Origin of the sequence: Pseudomonas sp. NFACC25 (genome assembly GCF_900100935.1) — a bacterium.
GTDB lineage: Bacteria > Pseudomonadota > Gammaproteobacteria > Pseudomonadales > Pseudomonadaceae > Aquipseudomonas > Aquipseudomonas marginalis.
Genome location: NZ_FMUC01000006.1, coordinates 124,318 through 145,108, shown reverse-complemented (window position 1 = coordinate 145,108; position 20,791 = coordinate 124,318). Strand labels below are relative to the sequence as shown.

The 20,791-nt window shown below is 62.6% G+C and carries 18 protein-coding genes; 4 read left to right on the top strand and 14 right to left on the bottom strand.

Features of this window, described 5'->3' with window-relative positions:
• Positions 1–247 precede the first annotated feature (247 nt).
• The 11 genes from BLQ09_RS15940 to iolC form a co-directional block, all read right to left on the bottom strand.
• A complete protein-coding gene (locus tag BLQ09_RS15940; RefSeq protein WP_024076018.1) occupies positions 248–1,270 on the bottom strand; it encodes an ABC transporter permease in 1,023 nt (340 codons plus the stop codon).
• Positions 1,271–1,328: 58 nt separating this feature from the next.
• Positions 1,329–2,882 (bottom strand): sugar ABC transporter ATP-binding protein, encoded by a 1,554-nt coding sequence (locus BLQ09_RS15935; RefSeq protein ID WP_065941178.1) that lies wholly within the window; start codon positions 2,880–2,882, stop codon positions 1,329–1,331.
• A gap of 65 nt (positions 2,883–2,947) precedes the next feature.
• A complete protein-coding gene (locus tag BLQ09_RS15930; protein WP_027606526.1) occupies positions 2,948–3,883 on the bottom strand; it encodes a sugar ABC transporter substrate-binding protein in 936 nt (311 codons plus the stop codon).
• 48 nt (positions 3,884–3,931) lie between these two features.
• Entirely contained in the window at positions 3,932–4,108 is a 177-nt protein-coding gene (locus tag BLQ09_RS31290; protein WP_162844258.1) for a hypothetical protein, read from the bottom strand.
• Between the two features lie 127 nt (positions 4,109–4,235).
• A complete protein-coding gene (locus tag BLQ09_RS15925) occupies positions 4,236–5,264 on the bottom strand; it encodes a Gfo/Idh/MocA family protein (protein ID WP_092357768.1) in 1,029 nt (342 codons plus the stop codon).
• Positions 5,265–5,352: 88 nt separating this feature from the next.
• Positions 5,353–6,363: a bifunctional inositol 2-dehydrogenase/D-chiro-inositol 1-dehydrogenase gene (locus BLQ09_RS15920; protein WP_027606528.1), complete on the bottom strand. Its 1,011-nt coding sequence runs from the start codon at positions 6,361–6,363 to the stop codon at positions 5,353–5,355.
• Positions 6,364–6,382: 19 nt separating this feature from the next.
• Positions 6,383–8,314: a 3D-(3,5/4)-trihydroxycyclohexane-1,2-dione acylhydrolase (decyclizing) gene (gene iolD / locus BLQ09_RS15915; protein ID WP_027606529.1), complete on the bottom strand. Its 1,932-nt coding sequence runs from the start codon at positions 8,312–8,314 to the stop codon at positions 6,383–6,385.
• A gap of 10 nt (positions 8,315–8,324) precedes the next feature.
• Positions 8,325–9,140: a TIM barrel protein gene (locus BLQ09_RS15910; protein WP_027606530.1), complete on the bottom strand. Its 816-nt coding sequence runs from the start codon at positions 9,138–9,140 to the stop codon at positions 8,325–8,327.
• A 23-nt stretch (positions 9,141–9,163) separates the two neighbouring features.
• Positions 9,164–9,952 (bottom strand): 5-deoxy-glucuronate isomerase, encoded by a 789-nt coding sequence (gene iolB, locus BLQ09_RS15905; RefSeq protein ID WP_027606531.1) that lies wholly within the window; start codon positions 9,950–9,952, stop codon positions 9,164–9,166.
• Positions 9,949–10,842, bottom strand: a complete 894-nt coding sequence (gene iolE, locus BLQ09_RS15900) for a myo-inosose-2 dehydratase (protein WP_027606532.1) — start codon at positions 10,840–10,842, stop codon at positions 9,949–9,951. The genes iolB and iolE overlap by 4 nt, the downstream gene beginning before the upstream one ends.
• 185 nt (positions 10,843–11,027) lie before the next feature.
• Positions 11,028–12,965, bottom strand: coding sequence for a bifunctional 5-dehydro-2-deoxygluconokinase/5-dehydro-2-deoxyphosphogluconate aldolase (iolC, locus tag BLQ09_RS15895; protein WP_027606533.1), 1,938 nt, complete (start codon positions 12,963–12,965; stop codon positions 11,028–11,030).
• Between the two features lie 284 nt (positions 12,966–13,249).
• Between iolC and BLQ09_RS15890 the strand changes: the two genes are divergently transcribed.
• Complete coding sequence (locus BLQ09_RS15890; protein WP_010211026.1) at positions 13,250–14,158, top strand: MurR/RpiR family transcriptional regulator; 909 nt, start codon at positions 13,250–13,252, stop codon at positions 14,156–14,158.
• On the opposite strand, the gene BLQ09_RS15885 is transcribed toward BLQ09_RS15890, so the two are convergent.
• Positions 14,088–15,572 carry a MocR-like pyridoxine biosynthesis transcription factor PdxR gene (locus BLQ09_RS15885; protein WP_027606534.1) on the bottom strand — a complete coding sequence of 495 codons (1,485 nt, stop codon included), beginning with the start codon at positions 15,570–15,572 and terminating at the stop codon, positions 14,088–14,090. The two genes, BLQ09_RS15890 and BLQ09_RS15885, sit on opposite strands and share 71 nt — an antisense overlap.
• Positions 15,573–15,664: 92 nt before the next feature.
• Between BLQ09_RS15885 and BLQ09_RS15880 the strand changes: the two genes are divergently transcribed.
• Complete coding sequence (locus BLQ09_RS15880; protein WP_043293615.1) at positions 15,665–16,888, top strand: multidrug effflux MFS transporter; 1,224 nt, start codon at positions 15,665–15,667, stop codon at positions 16,886–16,888.
• A 98-nt stretch (positions 16,889–16,986) separates the two neighbouring features.
• Here the strand turns inward: BLQ09_RS15880 and BLQ09_RS15875 are convergent, their stop codons facing one another.
• The gene (locus BLQ09_RS15875) at positions 16,987–17,892 is read right to left on the bottom strand and encodes a hypothetical protein (protein WP_027606535.1); all 906 of its coding nucleotides are present in this window, start codon (positions 17,890–17,892) and stop codon (positions 16,987–16,989) included.
• Positions 17,893–18,216: 324 nt separating this feature from the next.
• Here BLQ09_RS15875 and BLQ09_RS15870 point away from each other — a divergent pair, with 324 nt between their 5' ends.
• Positions 18,217–18,900 carry a response regulator transcription factor gene (locus BLQ09_RS15870; RefSeq protein ID WP_027606536.1) on the top strand — a complete coding sequence of 228 codons (684 nt, stop codon included), beginning with the start codon at positions 18,217–18,219 and terminating at the stop codon, positions 18,898–18,900.
• Positions 18,878–20,272, top strand: coding sequence for a sensor histidine kinase (locus BLQ09_RS15865; RefSeq protein WP_027606537.1), 1,395 nt, complete (start codon positions 18,878–18,880; stop codon positions 20,270–20,272). Before BLQ09_RS15870 ends, BLQ09_RS15865 begins: the two co-directional genes overlap by 23 nt.
• A gap of 70 nt (positions 20,273–20,342) precedes the next feature.
• Here BLQ09_RS15865 and BLQ09_RS15860 read toward each other — a convergent pair whose 3' ends face one another.
• Positions 20,343–20,753, bottom strand: coding sequence for an SRPBCC family protein (locus BLQ09_RS15860; RefSeq protein WP_027606538.1), 411 nt, complete (start codon positions 20,751–20,753; stop codon positions 20,343–20,345).
• Positions 20,754–20,791 lie beyond the last annotated feature (38 nt).

Sequence of the window (20,791 nt, the reverse complement as noted above, 5' to 3'; positions counted from 1 at the left end):
GCCATCCATTCCAAGCGCCACCCGGCACTCAATTTACGAGGGGCGGCAGTCTAAGGCCGACTTGAGGGCACAGCAACTGAAATGACAGGCATTTTTTCCGATATAACCCCCAAAGGCACCAGGACGGGCTTGGCGAATGGTTATCGGAGTGCGTTTATAGCAGGAAAGTTCGTACAGCAGCTATAAGCCGCAGGCTGCAAGCGACAAGCTGTAGAGCTCATCGGACTTGCAGCTTGCAGCTTGAAGCTCAGCGCTTGAGCTTGCGCTTGTTGCGGTACTGGTCGATCACCACCGCCACCACAATGATCAGGCCCTTGATGATGTCCTGGATATACGCATCCACCCCGACAAAGGTAAACCCGCTGGCCATCACCCCAAGGATCAGTGCGCCGATCACGGTACCGGTGATACGCCCTACCCCGCCCGCCAGGCTGGTGCCGCCGATCACCGCGGCGGCAATCGCATCCAGCTCATAGGACATGCCCATGCCCGCCTGGCCGGTGGCGGCGCGTGCCGAAGCCACCACACCCGCCAGGCCTGCCAGGAGACCGGCAATGCTGTAGACGATGATCAGGTGGCGCTTGACGTTGATCCCCGACGTCCGCGCCGCCTGCATATTGCCGCCGATGGCGTAGGTGTACTTGCCGTACTTGGTGTAGCGCAGGGCGATATGGAAGATCACCGCCACCACCAGGAAGATGATCACCGGCATCGCGCCATGGCCGATGGCCGTGTACGAATCCGAGAGCATGCTCACCGGCTGGCCTTCGGTGTAGTAACGCGCCAGGCCACGGGCCGAGACCATCATGCCCAGGGTCGCGATAAACGGCGGGATACCGGTGACGGCGATGATGCTGCCGTTGATCGCCCCCGCCAGCAGCCCCACACCCAACCCCATCGCCACCGGAATCCACACCGGCAAGTCCGTCAGCGAAGGGAACACCGCCCGGGAAAAGTCGGAGGTTTGCGCCAAACTGGCGGCAATCATCGCCGACAGCGCCAGTACCGACCCCGAAGACAGGTCGATCCCCGTGGTGATGATCACCTGGGTCACCCCGATCGCCAGCAAGCCGATGATGGACACTTGCAGGATCATCAGCACCAGGCGCTGGGAGTTCATCAGGAAGCTCTGGTCCCGCACGATCCAGCCAAACAGCTCAAACACCAGGCCGATGCCGATCAGCACCAGGAAGATGCTCAGCTCGGTGGGCAAGCGCCGACGGTGCTTGACCGGGGCCGTGGCAGGCTTGTTGTCCGTTATTGCGTTCATAGCCAATCACCTTCTTATTCTATGGCGCGGGCCAACCGCAGGCCCGCGCGGCTGTTCGTCAGTGGACCGCGGTCATACCGGAGGCCAGCTGCATGACTTTTTCCTGGGTCGCATCGGCGCGGTCCAAGGTACCCATCAGTTCGCCTTCGTGCATCACCATCACCCGGTCGCTCATGCCCAGCACTTCAGGCAGCTCGGAGGAAATCATGATCACCGCCATGCCTTCGCTGGCGAGGAAGGCGATCAGGCGATAGATCTCGGCCTTGGCCCCCACGTCGATGCCCCGGGTCGGTTCATCGAGGATCAGCAAGCGTGGGTTGGTCATCAACCAGCGCGCCAGCAAGGCTTTCTGCTGGTTGCCGCCGGACAGGGTGTCGATGCACTGCTCCAGGGACGGCGTCTTCACCCGCAGTTTCTTGCACATGTCCTCGCACAGGGCGCGCAGGGCTTTCTGCTGGATAAACCCGTTGCCCGAATAATGCGGCAGCACGGCCATTTCCATGTTTTCCAGCACCGACAGGCAGGGGAACAGGCCACTGAGCTTGCGGTCCTCGGTCAACAGCGCAAAGCCTTTTTCGATGGCCATGTGCGGGTCGCTGATGCGCACCGCCTCGCCATCCAGGGTGATCTGCCCACCGCTGCTGGGGGTGATGCCGAAAATGGTTTCCGCCACGTTGGTGCGCCCCGAGCCCATCAGCCCGGCGATGCCGAGGATCTCACCGGCATGCAGGTCGAACGACACGCCCTGGAACACCCCGTCCAGGCGCAGGTCGCGCACCGACAGCAGCAGCTCGCCAATGGGCGTCTCGCGCACCGGGAACAACTGGCTCAGCTCGCGACCTACCATCATCGAGATCAGGCTGTCGCTGTTCATGCTGTCGGCGCGTTGCAGGCCGATGTACTGGCCGTCGCGGAACACCGCCACTTCATCGGCAATGGCGAACACTTCGTTCATTTTGTGCGTGATGTAGACGATGCCTTTGCCCTGGGCCTTGAGGTCGGCAATGATCGAAAACAGGTGGGCCACTTCCTTCTCGGTAATGGCCGATGTCGGTTCATCCATGATCAGGATGTCGGAGTCGTAGGACACAGCCTTGGCAATCTCGACCATCTGCCGCTCGGCGATGCTCAGGTTGCCCACGTGCTCCTCGGGGTCCAGGTTGATGCGCAGGCGCGCCAGCAACTCGGCGGTGCAGCGGTGCATTTCGCGGTGGTTGACCATGTGCAGGCTGTTGAGCTGCTCGCGGCCAATCCAGATATTCTCGGCGATGCTCATGTGCGGCATCAGGTTGAGCTCCTGGTGGATCATCGCGATCCCGGCCTTCTGCGCCGCCAGCGGCGTGTCAAACACGATGGGCTTGCCGCGCAGGCGGATTTCACCGGCGTCGGGCTGGTAGATGCCGGCGATGATCTTCATCAAGGTCGACTTGCCCGCACCGTTCTCGCCCATCAGCGCCAGCACCGTGCCGGGGCGCACACGCAGTTGTACGTCGGCCAGGGCCACGACGCCGGGAAAGCCTTTGCTGATGTTGACGATTTCCAACAGGTAGGGTTCGTCCAGCGGCAACGGCTGGATCCCGGGAGGCTGCGAGACAGTGGCTTGAGCGAGCATAAGACGGTACTCCATCAGCAGGGCGGGCACGACCGCCCTGCCGGTTCATTGTTGTTATGTCAGGGCTACTTGAACGTGGCGACGTTTTCCGGGGTGATCAGCTGGAACGGGATGATCACGTTCTGCTCGACCGGTTCCTTCCTGGCCATCTTGCGCGCCGCTTCCACCGAACCCACTGCCTGACCCTTGGCGTCCTGGAACGCGGAGGCGGCCATGTCACCCTTGGTGATCGCATTCAAGCCATCCGGCGTACCGTCGACCCCCGCGATCAGCACACTGCCCTTTTCCTTGCCGGCCGATTTCAGCGCCATGGACGCGCCGATGGCCATCTCATCGTTGTTGGCCAGCACCGCATTGAACTCGCGGCCCTGGGTCAGCCAATCGTTGACCAGGGTCATGCCCTTGTCCCGCAGCCAGATACCGGTCTGTTCCTGTTCGATCTTGATGTCCGGGTACTTGGCCAACACTTCCTTCACGCCCTTGGTGCGGTTGGTGGTGGAGTTGTTCGCCAGGTCGCCCAGCAGGATCACGATCTTGCCCTTGCCGCCGAGCTTCTCAGCGATGTATTGCATTTGCAGCTTGCCGGCCTCGACGTCATCGGAGGTCACGGCCACCACGTCCTTGGGCAAGTCCTTCTGGTCGGGACGGCGGTTGACGAACACCAGCGGGATGCCGGCCTTGGTCGCGGCATTGATGATGTTCTTGGTAGAGGCCGTGTCGACCGGGTTGACGATAATGGCGTCGACTTTCTGGCTGATGAAGTTCTCCACCTGGCTCAGTTGCTTGACCACATCGGCGCGGGCGTCTTCGAACTGCAGCTGCACGCCGTCACCCTTGGGATAGGACTTGGCCTGCTTGTCCATGTCTTCGCGCAGGTAAGTGAGGAAGGTGTCATCGAAGGCGGACATGCTCACGCCGACCTTGATGTCGGCGGCACTGGCAACACCGCTGGCCAGCAGCATGGATAAAGCCAGCGCGGTAAAACGGATCGGGGTCTTCATGAACGGTCTGTCTCCACTTTCTTGTTGGTTTTTTGGACGTTGCGTTTATCAGAGCTCGGCAGGCACGCGTACGACCGGTGCGCCTGGAATGCAGCAGACCAGCGCGCCCTGGTTTTCGACGCACAGCACATTAAGGAAGGAGAAGTAGAACGGCCGGGCGCGGGGCAGGCCGCGGGGCGTGTGGGCAGGGCGTAAAACTCGCAGTACAGCGTTGAAGATTTTCATCTGACGGTACCTGGTTGTTTTTGATCTTGTTTTTGTTGAGTCGTGCGAATCGAGTCCGAACGTACTTTATGCAACCTGGAAAAGACTTTATTGGAAAATAATTTCCATATCAACCTGTTTTAGAATTTTATTCTATTTTTGTTGAAACCACCTGCTGGCGCTCGGCGCTGAGGCGTGCGGCGTCCAATATACGCGTGGTTTCCAGCGCATCATAAGCGTCCACGGGCAACGGGCCCTGCCCGTTTACCGCCGCTTGCAACTGGCGATAGAACTGGGTCCAGCAGCCCTTCTCCGACGGCACTCGCTCACGTTCCGGCCCCTGTTCGAACCAGCCCCAGCGGCGATGTTCTTCCGCGCCCCAGTGTTCGCCTTCGGTTTTCGGCGACTTGCCGGCCATCAGCGCCTCTTCCTGGCCATCCAGCCCGTCCACGGTGTAGCAACCCAAGGTGCCACTGACGCGAAAACGCGGGGCCTGGCTGTTCTGCAGGGCGTTGCCCCACAAATGGGAAACCACCCCGTTAGCGTGGGTCAGGGAGACGAAGAAGCCGTGGTCGACAGTGGGGTATTCAGGGGTGAACTGTAACTGCGCAAACACCCGGTCCACCGGGCCGAACAGTTGCAGCGCCTGGTCCACCAGGTGGCTGCCCAGGTCGCGCAACCAGCCGCCGCCGCTGGCATTGCCCACGGCCTGCGGGCTGTAGCGCTCGACGCGGGATTCAAAGCGGGTGATCTCGCCCAGGGCACCGGCGTCGATCAATTTGCGCAGGGTCAGGTAGTCCGAGTCCCAGCGCCGGTTCTGGTAGACGCTGAGCAACACCTCATGGCGCTCGGCAGCCGTGATCAGCGCCTGGGCCTGTTCGGCGTTGGCGGCAAAGGGTTTGTCACTGACCACCGCCACGCCGTGCTCGATGGCTTCCAGCACCAGCGCCGGACGGCCCTTGAGGGTGGTGGAAATCACCAGGGCATCGACGCCGGCTTCGACGATCTGGCCGATGCTGTCAAAGGCCTGGACGCCGGGGTGGTCGGTTGCCAGTTGCTGGCGACGTTCGGGTGAGCGGGTGACGACACCGACAAACGTTGCGCCGGGCAAGGTCGCAATCAGCGGCGCATGAAAGAAGCGCCCTCCGTGGCCATAGCCGACAAGTCCGATTCTCATGATCAACTCCTGAATTGAATTGGAAACCAATCAACTGTGGGAGGGGGCAAGCCCCCTCCCACATTTTTGACAGAGTTCCTTCAGTGATTTAGCCGTAGAAGTGTGGGCGATCCGGCAGGCTGACCTTGACGATCTGCTCACTGCCCTGGGCCTCGATGCACGCATCCGCCGCCACCGCCGCCGCAAAGCCATCCCACGCCGACGGCCCGCCGACCTGACCGGCGCGTACGCTGTCAATAAAGGCCTGCAATTCCACGTCATAGGCCCCGATAAAACGGTCCTTCCAATCCATCAGGATCGCGTTCGACAGCTTGGCCCCACTGCGCAACTGCACCTGGGACGGCTCCGGCAGTTTGGCGATGCCGGTCTCCCCCACCACTTCGCACTGGATGTCGTAGCCGTACTGGCAGTTCACAAACACTTCCACATCGATACGGGTGCCCTTGGCGGTTTCCAGCAGCACGATCTGCGGGTCGCGCAGATGGGCCAGGGCCTTGCTGGTCTTGCGCGGGAACACCACCTGCACCGACACGTAGTCGTCGTTGAGCAGCCAGCGCAGGACATCCAGCTCGTGAATCAGGGTGTCGGTAATCGCCATGTCGGTCTTGTAGTTCTCGCCCACCGTCGGGTTGCGGTGCGCGCAGTGCAGCATCAACGGCTCGCCGATCTGGCCGCTGTCGATCACCGCCTTGAGGGCGCGATAACCTTCGTCATAGGGGCGCATAAAGCCCACTTGCACCAGGCGCTTGCCGTAGGCCACTTCGGCGTCGACGATCCTGCGGCAGCCTTCAGCCGTCACCGCCAGGGGCTTCTCACAGAACACTGGTTTGCCGGCGGCGATGGCGGCGAGCACGAATTCCTCGTGGCTCGGGCCCCAGGACGTGACCAGGATCGCCTCGACCTGCGGCGAGTTGATCAGCCCATGGCCATCCGCGTACACCTCGGCGTCCAGCTTCAACTCCGCGACCACCTTGGCGGCCTGCTCAAGGTTGATGTCGGTCACCGCCACCACCTGGCTGTTGAGCAGGGTCTGGCTGCAACGACGAATATGATCGCGGCCGATGGCGCCGGTACCGATTACACCAAGCTTCAAAGACATACAAACGCTCCTCTTGTTATTAGTACTGCCGGGCCTTGGCCAGGTGTTCATTGAGTTTTTTCGCCGCCGCGTTGGTGCGCTCGCTGGTGGACACCTGCGCCACCCCCACCCGCCACCACGACAGGTAGCCGTGGACCATGGTCTTGGGCAACACCTTGATGTCGATCAGGGTCGAGATGCTTTGCGTGCGCGCATCGGCCAGGGCCGCTTCCAGCTGCTCCACCGTGCTGACCTTGTAGGTCTTGCAGCCATAGGCCGCCGCACTCATGGCGAAATCCACCGGCACCAGGCCGCCGTCGAGCTTGCCGCTCTCGGGGTTGCGGTAGCGGAACTCGGTGCCGAAGCTGTCCATGCCGTTGCCGATCTGCAGGTTGTTGATGCAACCGAAGGCCATGTTGTCGAGCAGCACCACGTTGATCTTGCGGCGTTCCTGGATCGAGGTGGCCAGCTCCGAGTGCAGCATCATGTAGGAGCCATCGCCGACCAGGGCATAGACCTCCTTGGTCGGTTCGGCGAGCTTCACGCCGAGGGCGGCGTTGATCTCATAGCCCATGCACGAATAACCGTACTCGACGTGGTAGGTGTTGACGCCCTTGCTGCGCCAGGCACGCTGCAGGTCGCCGGGCAGGCTGCCGGCCGCGGCGACAATGATCGCGTCGTCGGCCAGGGTCTGGTTGAGGACGCCGAGCACCCGGCTCTGGGTCAGGCACGAGCCGGTCAGTTCGATAAATTCACGCAGCACGGCGCGGTCCAGGTGGTCGTCGACTTCCGGTACGAAATCATCGCCGTGGTACTCGACCTGATGCACACGGTCCACTTCGGCGTCCAGCTGCGCCTTGGCGTCGGCGATCTGCTCGCCCCAGCCGGAACGGTAATCACCAAGGGCATCGGCCAGCGCTTCGAGGGCGACCTTGGCGTCGGCCAGCACCTGCACGCCGTCGAGTTTCAAGGCGTCGCAGGGGCTGATATTGAGGTTGAGAAACTTCACCTCGGCATGCTTGAACAGCGACTTCGACGAGGTGGTGAAGTCGGTGTAACGGGTGCCGATGCCGATGATCAGGTCGGCCTCGGGCGCCAACAGGTTGGCGGCCAGGCAGCCGGTTTCGCCGATGCCGCCCACGTTCAGTGGATGGCTGGAGACCACCGCGCTCTTGCCCGCCTGGGTTTCGGCGAAAGGAATATCAAAGCGCTCGGCAAAGGCTTGCAAGGCAGCATTCGCACCAGAGTACTTCACGCCGCCACCGCAGATGATCAGCGGCTTGCGCTTGCCCCGGAAAGCCGCCACCCCATCGCTGGTCATCGCGGCGGTGGCCGGGCGGCGGTCGATACGGTGCACGCGTTTTTGCAGGAAGTAATCGGGGTAGTCCCAGGCCTCGGCCTGCACGTCCTGGGGCAGCGCCAGGGTCACCGCGCCGGTTTCGGCGGGGTCGGTGAGCACGCGCATGGCATGAATCGCCGCCGTCATCAGTTGCTCGGGGCGGTTGATGCGGTCCCAGTATTTGCTCACGGAGCGGAAGGCATCGTTGGTGCTGATGCTGAGGTCGTGGAACTGCTCGATCTGTTGCAGCACCGGGTCAGGCTGGCGGCTGGCGTAGACATCGCCGGGCAGCAACAGCAACGGGATACGGTTGGCGGTGGCGGTCGCCGCAGCGGTGAGCATATTCGCCGCACCTGGGCCAACGGAGGCGGTGCAGGCGTAGATCTTGCGACGCAGGTGCTGCTTGGCAAAACCGATGGCGGCATGGGCCATGCCCTGCTCGTTACGACCCTGATGCACCACCAGGTCGCCGCTGTCCTGCTCCAGGGCCTGGCCCAGGCCCAGCACGTTGCCGTGGCCGAAAATGGTGAACACGCCGGCGACGAACTTGCTCTGCACGCCATCGACTTCGATGTACTGGTTGTCCAAAAACTTTACCAGGGCCTGGGCCATGGTCAGTCGGGTGGTGGTCATGTCGCGCCCCTTATCGTTTCTGCAGGTGGGCGATGCTTGCCCCCAAGGCCTGCTGGATATCCGCCAGCTCGTGCACGCTTGTCGCAAACGGTTCGAACGACAGGTAGCCGCTGTAACCGCTGCTGAGCAAGGTGTCGATCTGCGCGGTATTGCCGAGGATATCGCCCTCGCCCACCAGCACGCGGTGGCCGTCGCGGATCGAATTGAGCGGCGCCTGGGCGTCTTCCACGCCGGAGATATGCACCAGCCCGGTCAGCTCCGGGAAGAACTCATGCTCGCTGGCCAGGTGGTGGTGGAAGGTGTCGTGCACCAGGCGGAATACATCCAGGCCGCCGATGGACTGGATCGCATCCACCGCCACGCGCTTGCGGCGCATGGCACATTCTTCAAAGCCCAGGGGCTCGATAAACCCGAGAATCCCGTACTCGCGCAGGATCGGCGCCAGTTGGCTCAACGCGGTGCGCAAACCGGCGGCGCGCTGGGCTTCGTTGCGGGTGTCGCCGGGTTCGTTGAACGGGCACATCACCAAGCCTTGCGCACCACATTCGCGGGCATAGGTGGCGAGCGCTATCGCCTGGGCGCGGCGCTCGTCATTCCACACGTCAAAGGGGTACAGCGCGTTGATCGACAGCACCGTGATGCCCTGGGCCAAGCACAATTCGCGCACGCGGCCGGCCGGGGCGCCGTATTCGATCTGGCGATCCTTGAGGTCGTTGCGAATCTCGATGGCATCGCATTTCAAGGCCACGGCCAGCTGGATGAAATCCGGCAGGGACAGGTTGGGCGCGACCATACGGTTGAGGGCAAAGCGTAGAGGCGACTTCATTGTTGTTCTCCGTCCAACACCGTTCAAAGGTCCAGCAGCCAACTGTGCTGCGGGTCGTTGTGGAAATGCCAGGCGCGTTTGGGGCCGGCCATCACGTTCAGGTAGTAAGACTCGTAGCCATACGGCACGCTGACCGGGTGATAGCCCTTGGGCACCACCACCAGGTCGCTGTTTTCCACGGCCATGGCCTGGTCGATGCTGCGGTCGTCGGTGTACACCCGCTGGAACACAAAGCCCTGGGGCGGGTTGATCTGGTGATAGTAGGTCTCTTCGAGAAAGCTCTGGTGCGGCAGGTCGTCGGTGTCGTGCTTGTGCGGCGGGTAGCTCGACGAATGCCCGGACGGCGTGCGCACCTCCACCACCAGCAGCGAATGGGCCGGGTCGGTATCCGGCAGGATGTCGCACACGTAACGGGTATTGGCGCCTTTGCCGCGGACGCTGCGCTTGCACTGTTCGGGGCGGATCAGGCGTGGCTCGAAACCCGGCGCACCCGGTGCGGCGCACACGGCAATCTGCACGTCGCTTAACGCGGTGACCTGGGCATCGGTACCCGGCGGCAGATAGGCGGCGAACGGCGATTTGTCCTCGAACACCGACTGGCGATCACCGAGGTTCTGCCAGTTGAAGCCCTCGCCTTCGATAGTCACCCGGCCGCTGAGCAGCACCAGGCACAGCTCTTTATCGCCGGCGGTGACCGGCAGGGTTTCACCCAGGCTCAAACGGTAGGCGGCAAAGCCTACGTATTCCAGGCGGCCCTCTTCCAGGGCGACCATGGTCTGCCCACGTTTATTGCTTTTTACCAGCAAGCTCATGGTTGGGTCCTCTCATCGAGAAGCGCACGCAATGTGTCATAGCCCTTTTTCGCATAGACGTAGCTGGGCGCCACGGCCGGGTCCTGCTCGGCTTCCACCACCAGCCAGCCCGCGTATTTCGCGGCCAGCAGCACATCGAGCAACTCGGCAAAATCGATATCGCCGTCACCGGGCACGGTGAAGGTGCCGTTGACGATGCAATCGGGGAAGCTCCACATCTGGTTGCGCGCCAGTTGCACCACGGCTTTGCGCACGTCCTTGAAATGCACGTGGCAGACGCGGTCGATATGCTTGCGCAACACCTCGATGGGTTCGCCGCCGCCCATGTAGCAGTGGCCCGAATCGAACAGCAGGCCGACTTCCGGCCCGGTACGGCCCATCAACTGATCGATGTCTTCAGGCGATTCGACGTACGCACCCATATGGTGGTGGTAGGCAAGGCGCACGCCCTGGGACAGGGTGAAACGCGCCAGCTCGGTGAGCTTGTCGGCGTAGTCCTGCCAAGCCTGTTCGCTGTGGAAACGTGGGCGCTCGATCAGGCGAATGCGCGAACCCTGGATCGAATCGGCCACCTCGCCGTACACCAGCACCTTGGCGCCGTTTTGTTTCAGCAGTTCGACATGGCCGGCGATGGCCTCGATTTCTTCAGCCACCGAGCCACGGGCCAGGCGACTGGAGTACCAGCCAGAGACCAGCGCCAGGTCATAGGGGCGCAAGACGTCGCCGACGCCCTTGGCGTCCTTGGGGAATTTGCCGTTGAGCTCGAAACCTTCGTAGCCGATTTCCTTGCCTTCGCTCAGGGCGGTGCTCAGCGGGGTTTCACCGCCGAGGGCCGGAAGGTCGTCGTTGCTCCAGGAGATCGGGTTGATGCCAATTCGGATTGCGGGCATGGCTGCACCTTTATTATTTTCAGGTATCACTGAGATCTGCTTTCTGCTTTCTGTGGGAGGGGGCTTGCCCCCGATAGCGAAGTGTCAGGCAACACTGTTGTAACTGCACCACCGCCATCGGGGGCAAGTCGAATCGTCGCACTGCCCCTCCCACATTGGATTGCATTTCAAATTAAGAACTGGGTTCAGCCTCGGGCACTGCGCCAGGCGTTGATCAACTGCTCAAAGGTCGCCTGGACCTGCTGGATCAACGTCTCGTCATCGATCTCCCCCGCCATCCACAAACGGCTCGGTTCCTGGAAGATCGTGCGGCCCACGGCAAACCCACGGCAGGTGCTGCTCTGGCTGGCTTGCTGGAAGCCGGCGGCCAGGCATTCGGCCGAGGCATTCAGGCCCAGCAACACCACGCCACGGCAGTACGGGTCGCGTTCCTGGATCAGTTCGTCGAGCTTTTTCCAGTCCTCGGCCGACTGTGCCTCGATCTTCCACCACGCCGGGTAGATGCCCAGGTTGTACAGGCGCTTGAGGCTGCGGTAGAGCACGTCCGGGTATGTGGACGGATGATCCTTGGGCGGGATGACCTCCAGCAGCAGTTCATGGCCGCTGGTCACCGACGCCTCGTACACCGCCTTGAGCTGCGCTTCCTGTTCCAGGCGCAACAGGGGCTCGTCGTCGGGGTGGTATTGCACCAGGCACTTGATGATCTGTTCCTGGGGCCAGGCAATCAGGTTGCTGCCGATCGAGCGGCCATGTTCGAACGCCAGGGGCCGCGAGTTCTGCACTTCCACCGGACGCGCGATCCACCAGCCGCGCCCGCTGGCGGCATTGAGCGCGTCCTGGCCGAAGCGCTGGTCGGCCAACAGGCCCACATCGGCCTCGACGCCCTGCTCGGCGAGCTTTTTCTCCACGCGTTCGATGGCCTGGATAAACAGCTGCTTGATCTCGCTGATCCGGGTCAGGTCCTGGCCGCCGCGTTGCGCCAGGTCCACCAGTTGCCAGCGGTGATCGAAGGCAAAGATGAACAGCTGCTTCCAGGCCTTGCGCGGCACGGTGACGCGGTGCAGGCGTTGCAGGGTCGCGTCCTGGTCAGGCCGGGTGATCGGCACCGGGCTGTTGAACAGGTAATCCAGTTCGGCCGGGGTCGGCATGGCCGGCGCACAGGCGTGGCGCGAGACCACGAGACCGCCACAGGCATTGGCCAACTGGCTGCAACGCTCATCGCTGGCGTCATTGATCCAGCCGCTGAGAAAACCCGACATAAAGGCATCGCCGGCGCCCAGCACGTTAAGCACTTCAACCCGCACGCCAGGGTAGATGGCGCCCTCTTCCAGGCGCGCCGGAATCGCGCCGTGGATCACCGTGCAGCCTTGCGGGCCGAGCTTGACCACCAGGGTCGCCGGGGTCAGGTCACGCACGGTGCGCAGGGCGGTGAGCAGATCTTCGCTGCCGCCGGCGATCAGGAATTCTTCTTCGGTGCCGACGATCAGGTCGAAACGCGGCAGGATTTTCTGCACATGCTGGCTGACGTTCTGGTCGGCGACAAACCGGGTTTCGCCGTCGGCCTTGCCCGCCAGGCCCCACAACACGGGGCGGTAGTCGATATCCAGCACGCGCTTGACGTTGTGCTTGGCCGCATAGTCCAGGGCCTGGAGGCTGGCCTTGTACACGCCGTCGGTGGAGAAATGCGTGCCGGTGATCAGCAAGGCCTTGCTCGAGGCAATAAAGGCTTCGTTGACGTCTTCGGCGCGCAGGGCCATGTCGGCGCAGTTTTCGCGGTAGAACACCAGCGGGAAGGTTTCGCGGTCCTTGAGGCCCAGCAGCACCATGGCGGTGAGGCGTTCCGGGTCGACCTTGATGCCGCTGACATCGCAGCCTTCGCGGGCCAGGGATTCCACCAGGAAACGGCCCATATGGTCGTCCCCCACCCGGCTCAACATCGCCGACTTGAGCCCCAGCCGGGCAGTGCCGAACGCGATATTGGCGGACGAACCGCCGAGGTATTTGGCGAAGCTGGACACGTCCTCAAGCCGCGCACCTACTTGCTGTGCGTAGAGGTCGACGCCCAGGCGCCCGAGGCAAATCAGATCCAATTGACGCCCACTGGCAAAACGAGTCTGGCCCATGCTGGCTCCTGTTATTTTTATCAGCCTGCGTTGTGCCGCCGTGGCGACGGCAAACGCTCTTGGTGGGAGCAGACTAGAACGTCCGGCGGCAGCAATCAATATTTATTCCATAATTATTTTTAGTGGAATATTTTTTCCAATACGTCAGCATAGGCGCACGCCAGCCGCCGTGCATCGTTTCAGCAGGCCACGCGGGCCGTGATGCCGGGGTATTTTTTTGCGCCTACCCTGTAGACTTGCGCCACCCATCAGCGCATCAGAAGAACACGCCAGAAGGATTGCCCATGTCCCGCACCGATCCCGAGACCACCCTGGAAGACACCATCGCCAGCCCTCCGATCAACGCCGAACGCCTGTTGCAGCTGATCACCGACGAATACGAAAGCCTGCCGCGCCAGCTCAAGCGCATCGCCAGCTACATGAGCCAGCAGAGCGACCGGATCATGGTCGACCGCATCAGCGACATCGCCCGCGAATGCGAAGTGCACCCTTCGGCGATCGTGCGGTTTTCCCAGCGTTTCGGCTTCAGTGGGTTCAGTGAGATGCAGGCGCTGTTTCGCGAGGCCTACACCCACAAGACCACACCGGTGCAGAACTACCAGCAGCGCATCCGCAGCATGATCGCCAACAAGTCGCAGAAAGCCAGCGGCGGCGACCTGGCCCGCGAGTGCGTCAATGCAACCCTGTCGGGTATCGAGCGCCTGGGGCTGGAGCTCGATGACGTGGCTTTCGACAAGGCCGTGGACCTGGTGGTCAACGCCGACAACATCTACGTGGTCGGCGTGCGCCGTTCATTCGCGGTGGCCGATTACCTGGTCTACAACCTGCAGCACACCAACAAGCGTATTCACCTGATCTCCGGCCTGGGCGGCAGCTATCGCGAGCAGATGCGCAGCGTGCGTGCCAATGACCTGGTGATCGCCATCAGCTTCACGCCCTACGGCAAAGAGACCCAGCACTGCCTGCGGATCGCCCAGCACCATCAGGCCAAGACCCTGATCATCACCGACAGCAACCTATCGCCCCTGGCCAAGCGGGCCAACGCGGTGCTGCTGGTGAATGAAGGCTCGTCGTTTGCCTTCCGTTCGTTGAGCGCCACCTTGTGCCTGTGCCAGGCGTTGTTTATTGCCGTGGCGTACCGGCTGGAGTTGAAGGTGGATGAGATTCACGAGCAGGTCGGGTTTGATGACTGACCGGCAGTAATTGGGCTAACGCGCGCCCATGAAAGCGGATCTGCGCCAGGGTCAACGCGGTGTAGCCGATGATGACCGCCGGCGGCAGGATCGCCTCGACGCAGAACGTGCCCAGGGGCTGTAACGTCAACCCGACGGCAGCAGCACGGGAACAGAACTCGCCCTCCTCGACACCGCTCGGCAACCACAATACAAAGTGCAGGCCAGCCTGTTGCCCACTGATCGTACAGTGCGCTCCAAGGCAGTCGAGCAACACATCGCGCCGCGCCTGATAGGCCTGGCGCGAAGCCCGCAAGTGGCGCACGAAAGCGCCGCTGCCGAGAAACTCCAGCAACCCCGACTGATCGCTGGCGCCCACCGACTGCCCGGTGAGTTGCAGGGTGCGCAGCAAGGCCGCGCGCAGTGCCTTGGGCACCACCATGAAGCCGACGCGCAAACCGGGGAACAGGTTTTTGTTGAAGCTGCCGCAGTAGATCACCCGGTCATGGGCGTCCAGGGATTTGAGCGCCGCCAGCGGTGCGCTGTGGTAGTTGTATTCGCTGTCGTAGTCGTCTTCCACCACCCAGGCCTCGGCACGGGCAGCCCAGTCCAGCAGCGCCAGGCGGCGCGACACCGACAGGGTCATGCCCAGCGGTGCCTGGTGGGCCGGGGTGACGTAGGCCAGGCGCGCCGTGTCAGGGAGTTGCGCGGTATCCAGCCCTTCGGCCGTGACCGCAATCGCCTGGACCTGCGCCCCCGCCAGCCCGAACAGGCGGCGCGCGGGTGGATAGCCTGGATCTTCGACGCAGGCGGTGTCACCGGGCTTGAGCAGCGTGCGCGCGATCAGGTCAAGGGCGTGACGAATGCCGCTGGTGACGATCACTTCATCCGCCTCGCAGTGCATGCCGCGATAGCTGCGCAGGTAGTCGGCGATGTGCGCGCGCAGTTCCGGCAGCCCGGCGGGATGGCCCGCTTCCAGCGCCCCCGGCCCTGCCGATAGCAGTCCCCGGGAAATACAGCGGGCCCAGGCCTTCAGATCAAACAGGCTGGCGTCCGGGCGCCGCGCGACAAAAGGCACATGGCTCTGCACGCCGGACTCGGGGCGATCAACCGCCACTTCGCGACGAGGCATCGCGCGTGGTGCAGGTGCGGCAATGAATTGCTCGGGGATCACCGCACACACCCGCGTACCGGAGCCGGCCACGCGCTGCACATAGCCCTCGCCGTGCAGGCGGTCGAATGCCGCCTCCAGGGTGCCACGGGATAATTGCCAGCGTTCGGCGAGGCTGCGGGTGGACGGCAAGCGACTGCCCGCCGGCAGCTGTCGGTTCAGGATCGCTGCACGCAGGGCCTCGTAGGCACCCTGCTGCTTTCCCATGTCCAAGCTGTCGGGGCGCGGCAGGTCCAGGGCGGAAGGAGTTTTTCCTCGGCTCATAGTGGTCCAATCATTTTTGCCACAAGCGGCCCTGAGGATTAAACCACAAAGCCGCTAGAGTCCGGGCTCTACTCCTTGCACAGAAGCCTCCCATGACGCAACGCGCCCTCTCCCCGTGGTTCTGGCTGATACTGCTGACCGTGCTGATCGGCCTGCCACGTATCACCCTGGACATGCACCTGCCTGCCCTGCCCGCCATGGCCGACTACTTCCAGACCAGCGACAGCCAGTTGCAACTGACCCTCACGCTGTACACCTTCGGTTCAGCGATCTCCCTGCTGATCAGCGGCCCGTTGACCGACCGTTTCGGCCGCCGTCCCGTATTGCTGGCGGGACTGTTTCTGTACGTGCTGGCTACCGTGGCCTGCGCCCTGGCCGACAGCATCGGTGTGCTGATCATCGCCCGCCTGTTCCAGGCCCTGGGCGGATGCTGCACCACGGTGATCGGTCGGGTGATCGTGCGCGACTATTTCGACCGCGATGAACAGGCGCGCCTGCTCGGCCTGATTTCCATGGCCATGGCCGTGTCCCCGATGGCCGCGCCGGTGCTGGGCAGCCTGATGTTGCCCTTCATCGACTGGCGCGGCCTGTTTGTACTGCTCGGCGTGATCGGTGCAGTGCTCTACCTGGTGGTGTACCGCCGCCTGCCCGAAACCCGCCCGGCCGATGTCGCCGCCGCGCCGCCGGGCAACCTGCTGCGCCTCTACGGCCAGTTACTGCGCGACCGCTATTTCCTGCGCTATTCCCTGGCGATCGGCTGTGTGTACAGCACCTATTTCCCGTTTATCAGTGAGTCGTCGGCGCTGCTGCAGCGGGGTTTTCACCTGTCGGCCACGGCCTATGCACTGGTGTTCGCGGCCACCATCAGCGGCTACATGCTCGGCGCAAACCTGTTCCGCAGGCTGGTGCGGCGCTTCGAGCCGGACCGTTTGATCCATGCCGCTATCGGCTTGAACGTGCTGGGCAGTGTGATACTTGCAGCGGCCACCACCGCCATGCCGGGGCAATGGCTGGCGATCGTGCTGCCGATGGTGGTGATCATGGTATCGGTGGGGATGGTGATTCCGGCGTGCCAACTGTCGGTGTTGCAGCCGTACGGTGCGATTGCGGGAACCGCATCGGGGTTGTTCTTCTTTACCCAGATGTTCCTCACTGCCGTGAGCAGTTGGGCCACCGGGCTGCTGTCCGACGGTACGTCGCAGCCGCTGGTGATCATGACCGCCGTTGCCAGCGCACTGTTGGCAGCAACCTGGCTGACACTCCACAAACCCAAATGTGGGAAGGAACTTGTCCCCTCCCACATCAGGCCGAGCTGAGCTCGGGATCAGTGCATGAAAATTGCGATCAGGATGATCACCGGGATCGGCACGCCGAGGAACCACAGAAGTAATGAGCGCATGGTGTTCTCCTTGAATTAACGAACGTAGGTTTCGGTTTCGACGTACACCACGGCATCGCGGCGACGGCCACCAAAGGTTGCAGCGAAACTGGCAAAGAAAGCGCCGATCAACAGGGCGACAAAGGTCCACAGCGAGGTATAGGCGGCGACTTTCGCGGCCGTTTCTGCAGCTTGCTTGGCCTTGAGCTTGGCGTCTTCCACCGCTTTACGCGCATCGCCGTAGACTTTGTCGATACGCGCTTCGGCATCGGCCTGGCTGAGGTTGGTGCGCTGGCTGATCAACTGGGCCAGGTAGGCACGGTCTTCAGCGGCGAGTTGGCCGTCATTGCTCAGGGTGCGGGTGAAAATGCGCGCAACCACGCCATGGGCAGCGTCATCACTGACGGCAACCGGGCGATCATCACGAAACAGGCTGTCGACGTAGTAGTCAAAATCGCCACCGTTGGCGCCTTTGGCTGCGCCGCCTGCGGCCTGGGTGATACCGCTGGCCGCACCGGCTGCCACGCTGGCACCGGCTTTCACGCCGCCGGTGACGACACTGCTGACCGAACCGACCACCAGCACGGCAGTGATCAGCGTGGCGACGGCCCAGGCCAGGAAACCATGGGCGGTGTCGCGAAAGTACACCTCATCGCCATGCATATTGGCCCACTTCACCCGCAGCCGGCCGGCGATATAACCACCCAATCCGGACGCGACGATCTGGGTAAAGGCCAGCCAGACAATCGTGGAAATGCCAAGCCCCTTGGCGCTGATGCCGCTGTCGGCCCACGGCGATACCGCCGAGAAACCCAGGCCGAAGCCCAGCAATACCAGAATCAGGGATAACGCAGCCGCCGCAGCGGCCCCGGCAAAGATAGCCCCCCAGGAAACCCCGGAGCGCGCGCTCGACTCTTGCAGCGTGGATGACGATGTGATCATTGTTATGGTGCTCCCGGCAGGAAAAATAGTGTTACAAGTCTCAAAAGGGACAGTGCAGGCAGCATGCCAGTCGCGCTAAAAATTAAATCCTTTGAATTTCAACAGGTTAAGTAAATTGAACTTGCCTGAACCATGCAACTTGCAAGAAATGGCTGGTGCAGGCGGGCGTAATGCATTCCCTGGGGGAGGAGATTGCTCCCCGGCCGGTACTCGCCATGAAAGTTGTGTCAGTTTTGCCAACATGAAGTTTTATTTAGGAAGCGTTCAGCCATTTCTTGGCAAAATGCCCTCACTTCTAGTGTGAATCGCTCACCAGGTAATCCTATGACCCGCATTTTGACCATCGAGGATGACGCCGTAACGGCCCGCGAGATCGTCGCCGAGCTGAGTAGCCATGGACTGGACGTAGATTGGGTGGACAACGGCCGCGAAGGCCTGGTCCGTGCCGTGAGTGGTGATTACGATCTGATCACCCTCGACCGCATGCTGCCGGAACTCGATGGCCTGGCCATCGTCACCACCCTGCGCACCATCGGCGTATCGACGCCGATCCTGATGATCAGTGCCCTCTCCGACGTCGACGAGCGCGTGCGTGGCCTGCGCGCCGGCGGTGATGACTACCTGACCAAGCCTTTCGCCTCGGACGAAATGGCCGCTCGTGTCGAAGTGCTGCTGCGCCGCAAAAGCACGGTCAAGGAGTTCGAAACCGCCCTGCGCGTGGCCGACCTGGAACTGAACCTGATCAGCCGCGAAGCCAGCCGCGCCGACCAGCCCCTGAGCCTGCTGCCCACCGAATACAAACTGCTGGAATTCCTGATGCGCAACACCGGCCAGATCCTGTCGCGGATGATGATCTTCGAGGAAGTCTGGGGTTATCACTTCGACCCGGGCACCAACCTGATCGACGTGCACATCGGCCGCCTGCGCAAGAAAATCGATCCACCGGGCCTCCCGCCGCTGATCCGCACGGTACGAGGTTCCGGTTATGTCATTGCTGAACCCCTCTAAGGGCTGGCGTTCATCCAGCAGCCGCTTGCTGGCGCTCTACAGTTCGTTGTTCGTGGCCTGGAGCTGCATCCTCATGGGGGTGCTGTATTACGAGGTCTCGGGTTACCTGAGTGACCTGTCGCGCCATTCGCTGATGCAACGCCAGCACCTGTTCCAGCGCTTCGACGGCGAAGAACTGGTGGAAGCGTTGACCACCAGCATGACCTTCGACATGAAGGGCGTGGACGCCTACGGCCTGTTCGATGAGCAGTTCCGCCCCTTGAGCGGGCCGATCCGCGCGATTCCCTCCGACCTGCCGCTGGACGGCAAGATCCACACCCTGGCCAATTGCGTCGACTCCGACGACCCCAAACTGCCCAAGGACAGCTGCGACGCCGTCGCCAGCCATACCGACGACGGCCGCTGGCTGGTACTGGTGCGCGCCAATGGCTCGCTGTTCGGTGTGACACGGATCATCTGGCATGCCCTGCTGTGGGCGCTGTCCCTGACCATTATCCCCGGCGCCGCCGGCTGGCATCTGTTGCGCCGCCGCCCGCTGCGCCGGATCCGCGGGATCCAGGCCAGCGCCGAAGCCATCGTCGCCGGCGACCTCACCCACCGCTTGCCGCTGTCCAACCGGCGTGACGAACTGGACATGCTCGCGGCCATCGTCAACGCCATGCTCGACCGCATCGAGAAACTGATGAACGAGGTCAAGGGCGTGTGCGACAACATCGCCCACGACCTGCGCACCCCATTGACCCGCCTGCGCGCGCAGCTCTACCGCATCCGCCAGGAGGCCGAGCAGGACTCCGGCTACGCGGTGAAACTGGACGATGCCATCGCCGAGACCGACACCCTGATGGCGCGCTTTCGCGGGCTGCTGCGTATCTCTGAGCTGGAAGACCACCAGCGCCGTTCCGGTTTCCTGGTGATGGACCCGCTGCCGCTGCTGCGCGAGTTGCATGACTTCTACCTGCCCCTGGCCGAGGAAGGCGAATTGCAGTTGCGACTCGAAGTCCCCGAGTCCCTGCCATGGATCACCGGCGACCGCGCCCTGTTGTTCGAAGCCCTGGCCAACCTGCTGAGCAACTCCATCAAGTTCTCTCCAGCGGGCGGCGCAGTGATCCTGCGGGGACTCAACGATGCCGGCAGCACGCGCATCGAAGTGCACGACTCCGGGCCCGGCATACCGGCGGCGGAACGCGATGCGGTGTTCCAGCGCTTTTATCGGGTGGATGAAGGCGACCAGCAAGGCGGGTTTGGGTTGGGCCTGTCGATTGTGGCCGCGATCATCAACTTGCATGGGTTCAAGCTGGAAGTGGGCACCAGCGAGCAAGGCGGCGCGCGCCTGGTGCTGGAGTGTCGCCAGCAACTGATGCCCGAAGCCTGAGTTCACCTCGGTCAATCTGGGAGGGGCTTGCCCCCTCCCACATGAGTCTTGCATTGCCGGGTAGATCGTCTCAGAAGTTGGCGCGCAACGCCTCGACCCCGCCTTTGTAAACCCCGGCAAACAGCTCTTCCACCGCCGCCTCCGTGGTACCCGCCGCCGGGGTAAACACACCGGACCACGTCACCTTCGCCGACGACTCCGTCAGCGCCTCAACCTGCAACGTCGCCAGGTAAGCACTCACCGGAAACGGCGACTCTTCAATGGTGTAGCTGTAAGTACGCCCGACGTTATCGAAGGTCTGCAAACGCTCGACGATCACACCGCCGTCGGCGGTCGTCAGATGGCGCACGCGGCCACCTTCACCAGGCTCGCTCTTGGCGATAAACGGAAGCCAGTCCGGCAGGCTGTTGAAGCCACCCACCAAGTGCCAGACCGTCTCGGCCGATACCGGGATTTCAATCACTGCAGATGCTGTTGGCACGCTAAATCTCCAAAAGTCGTAGGAAAACGTCGTGCACA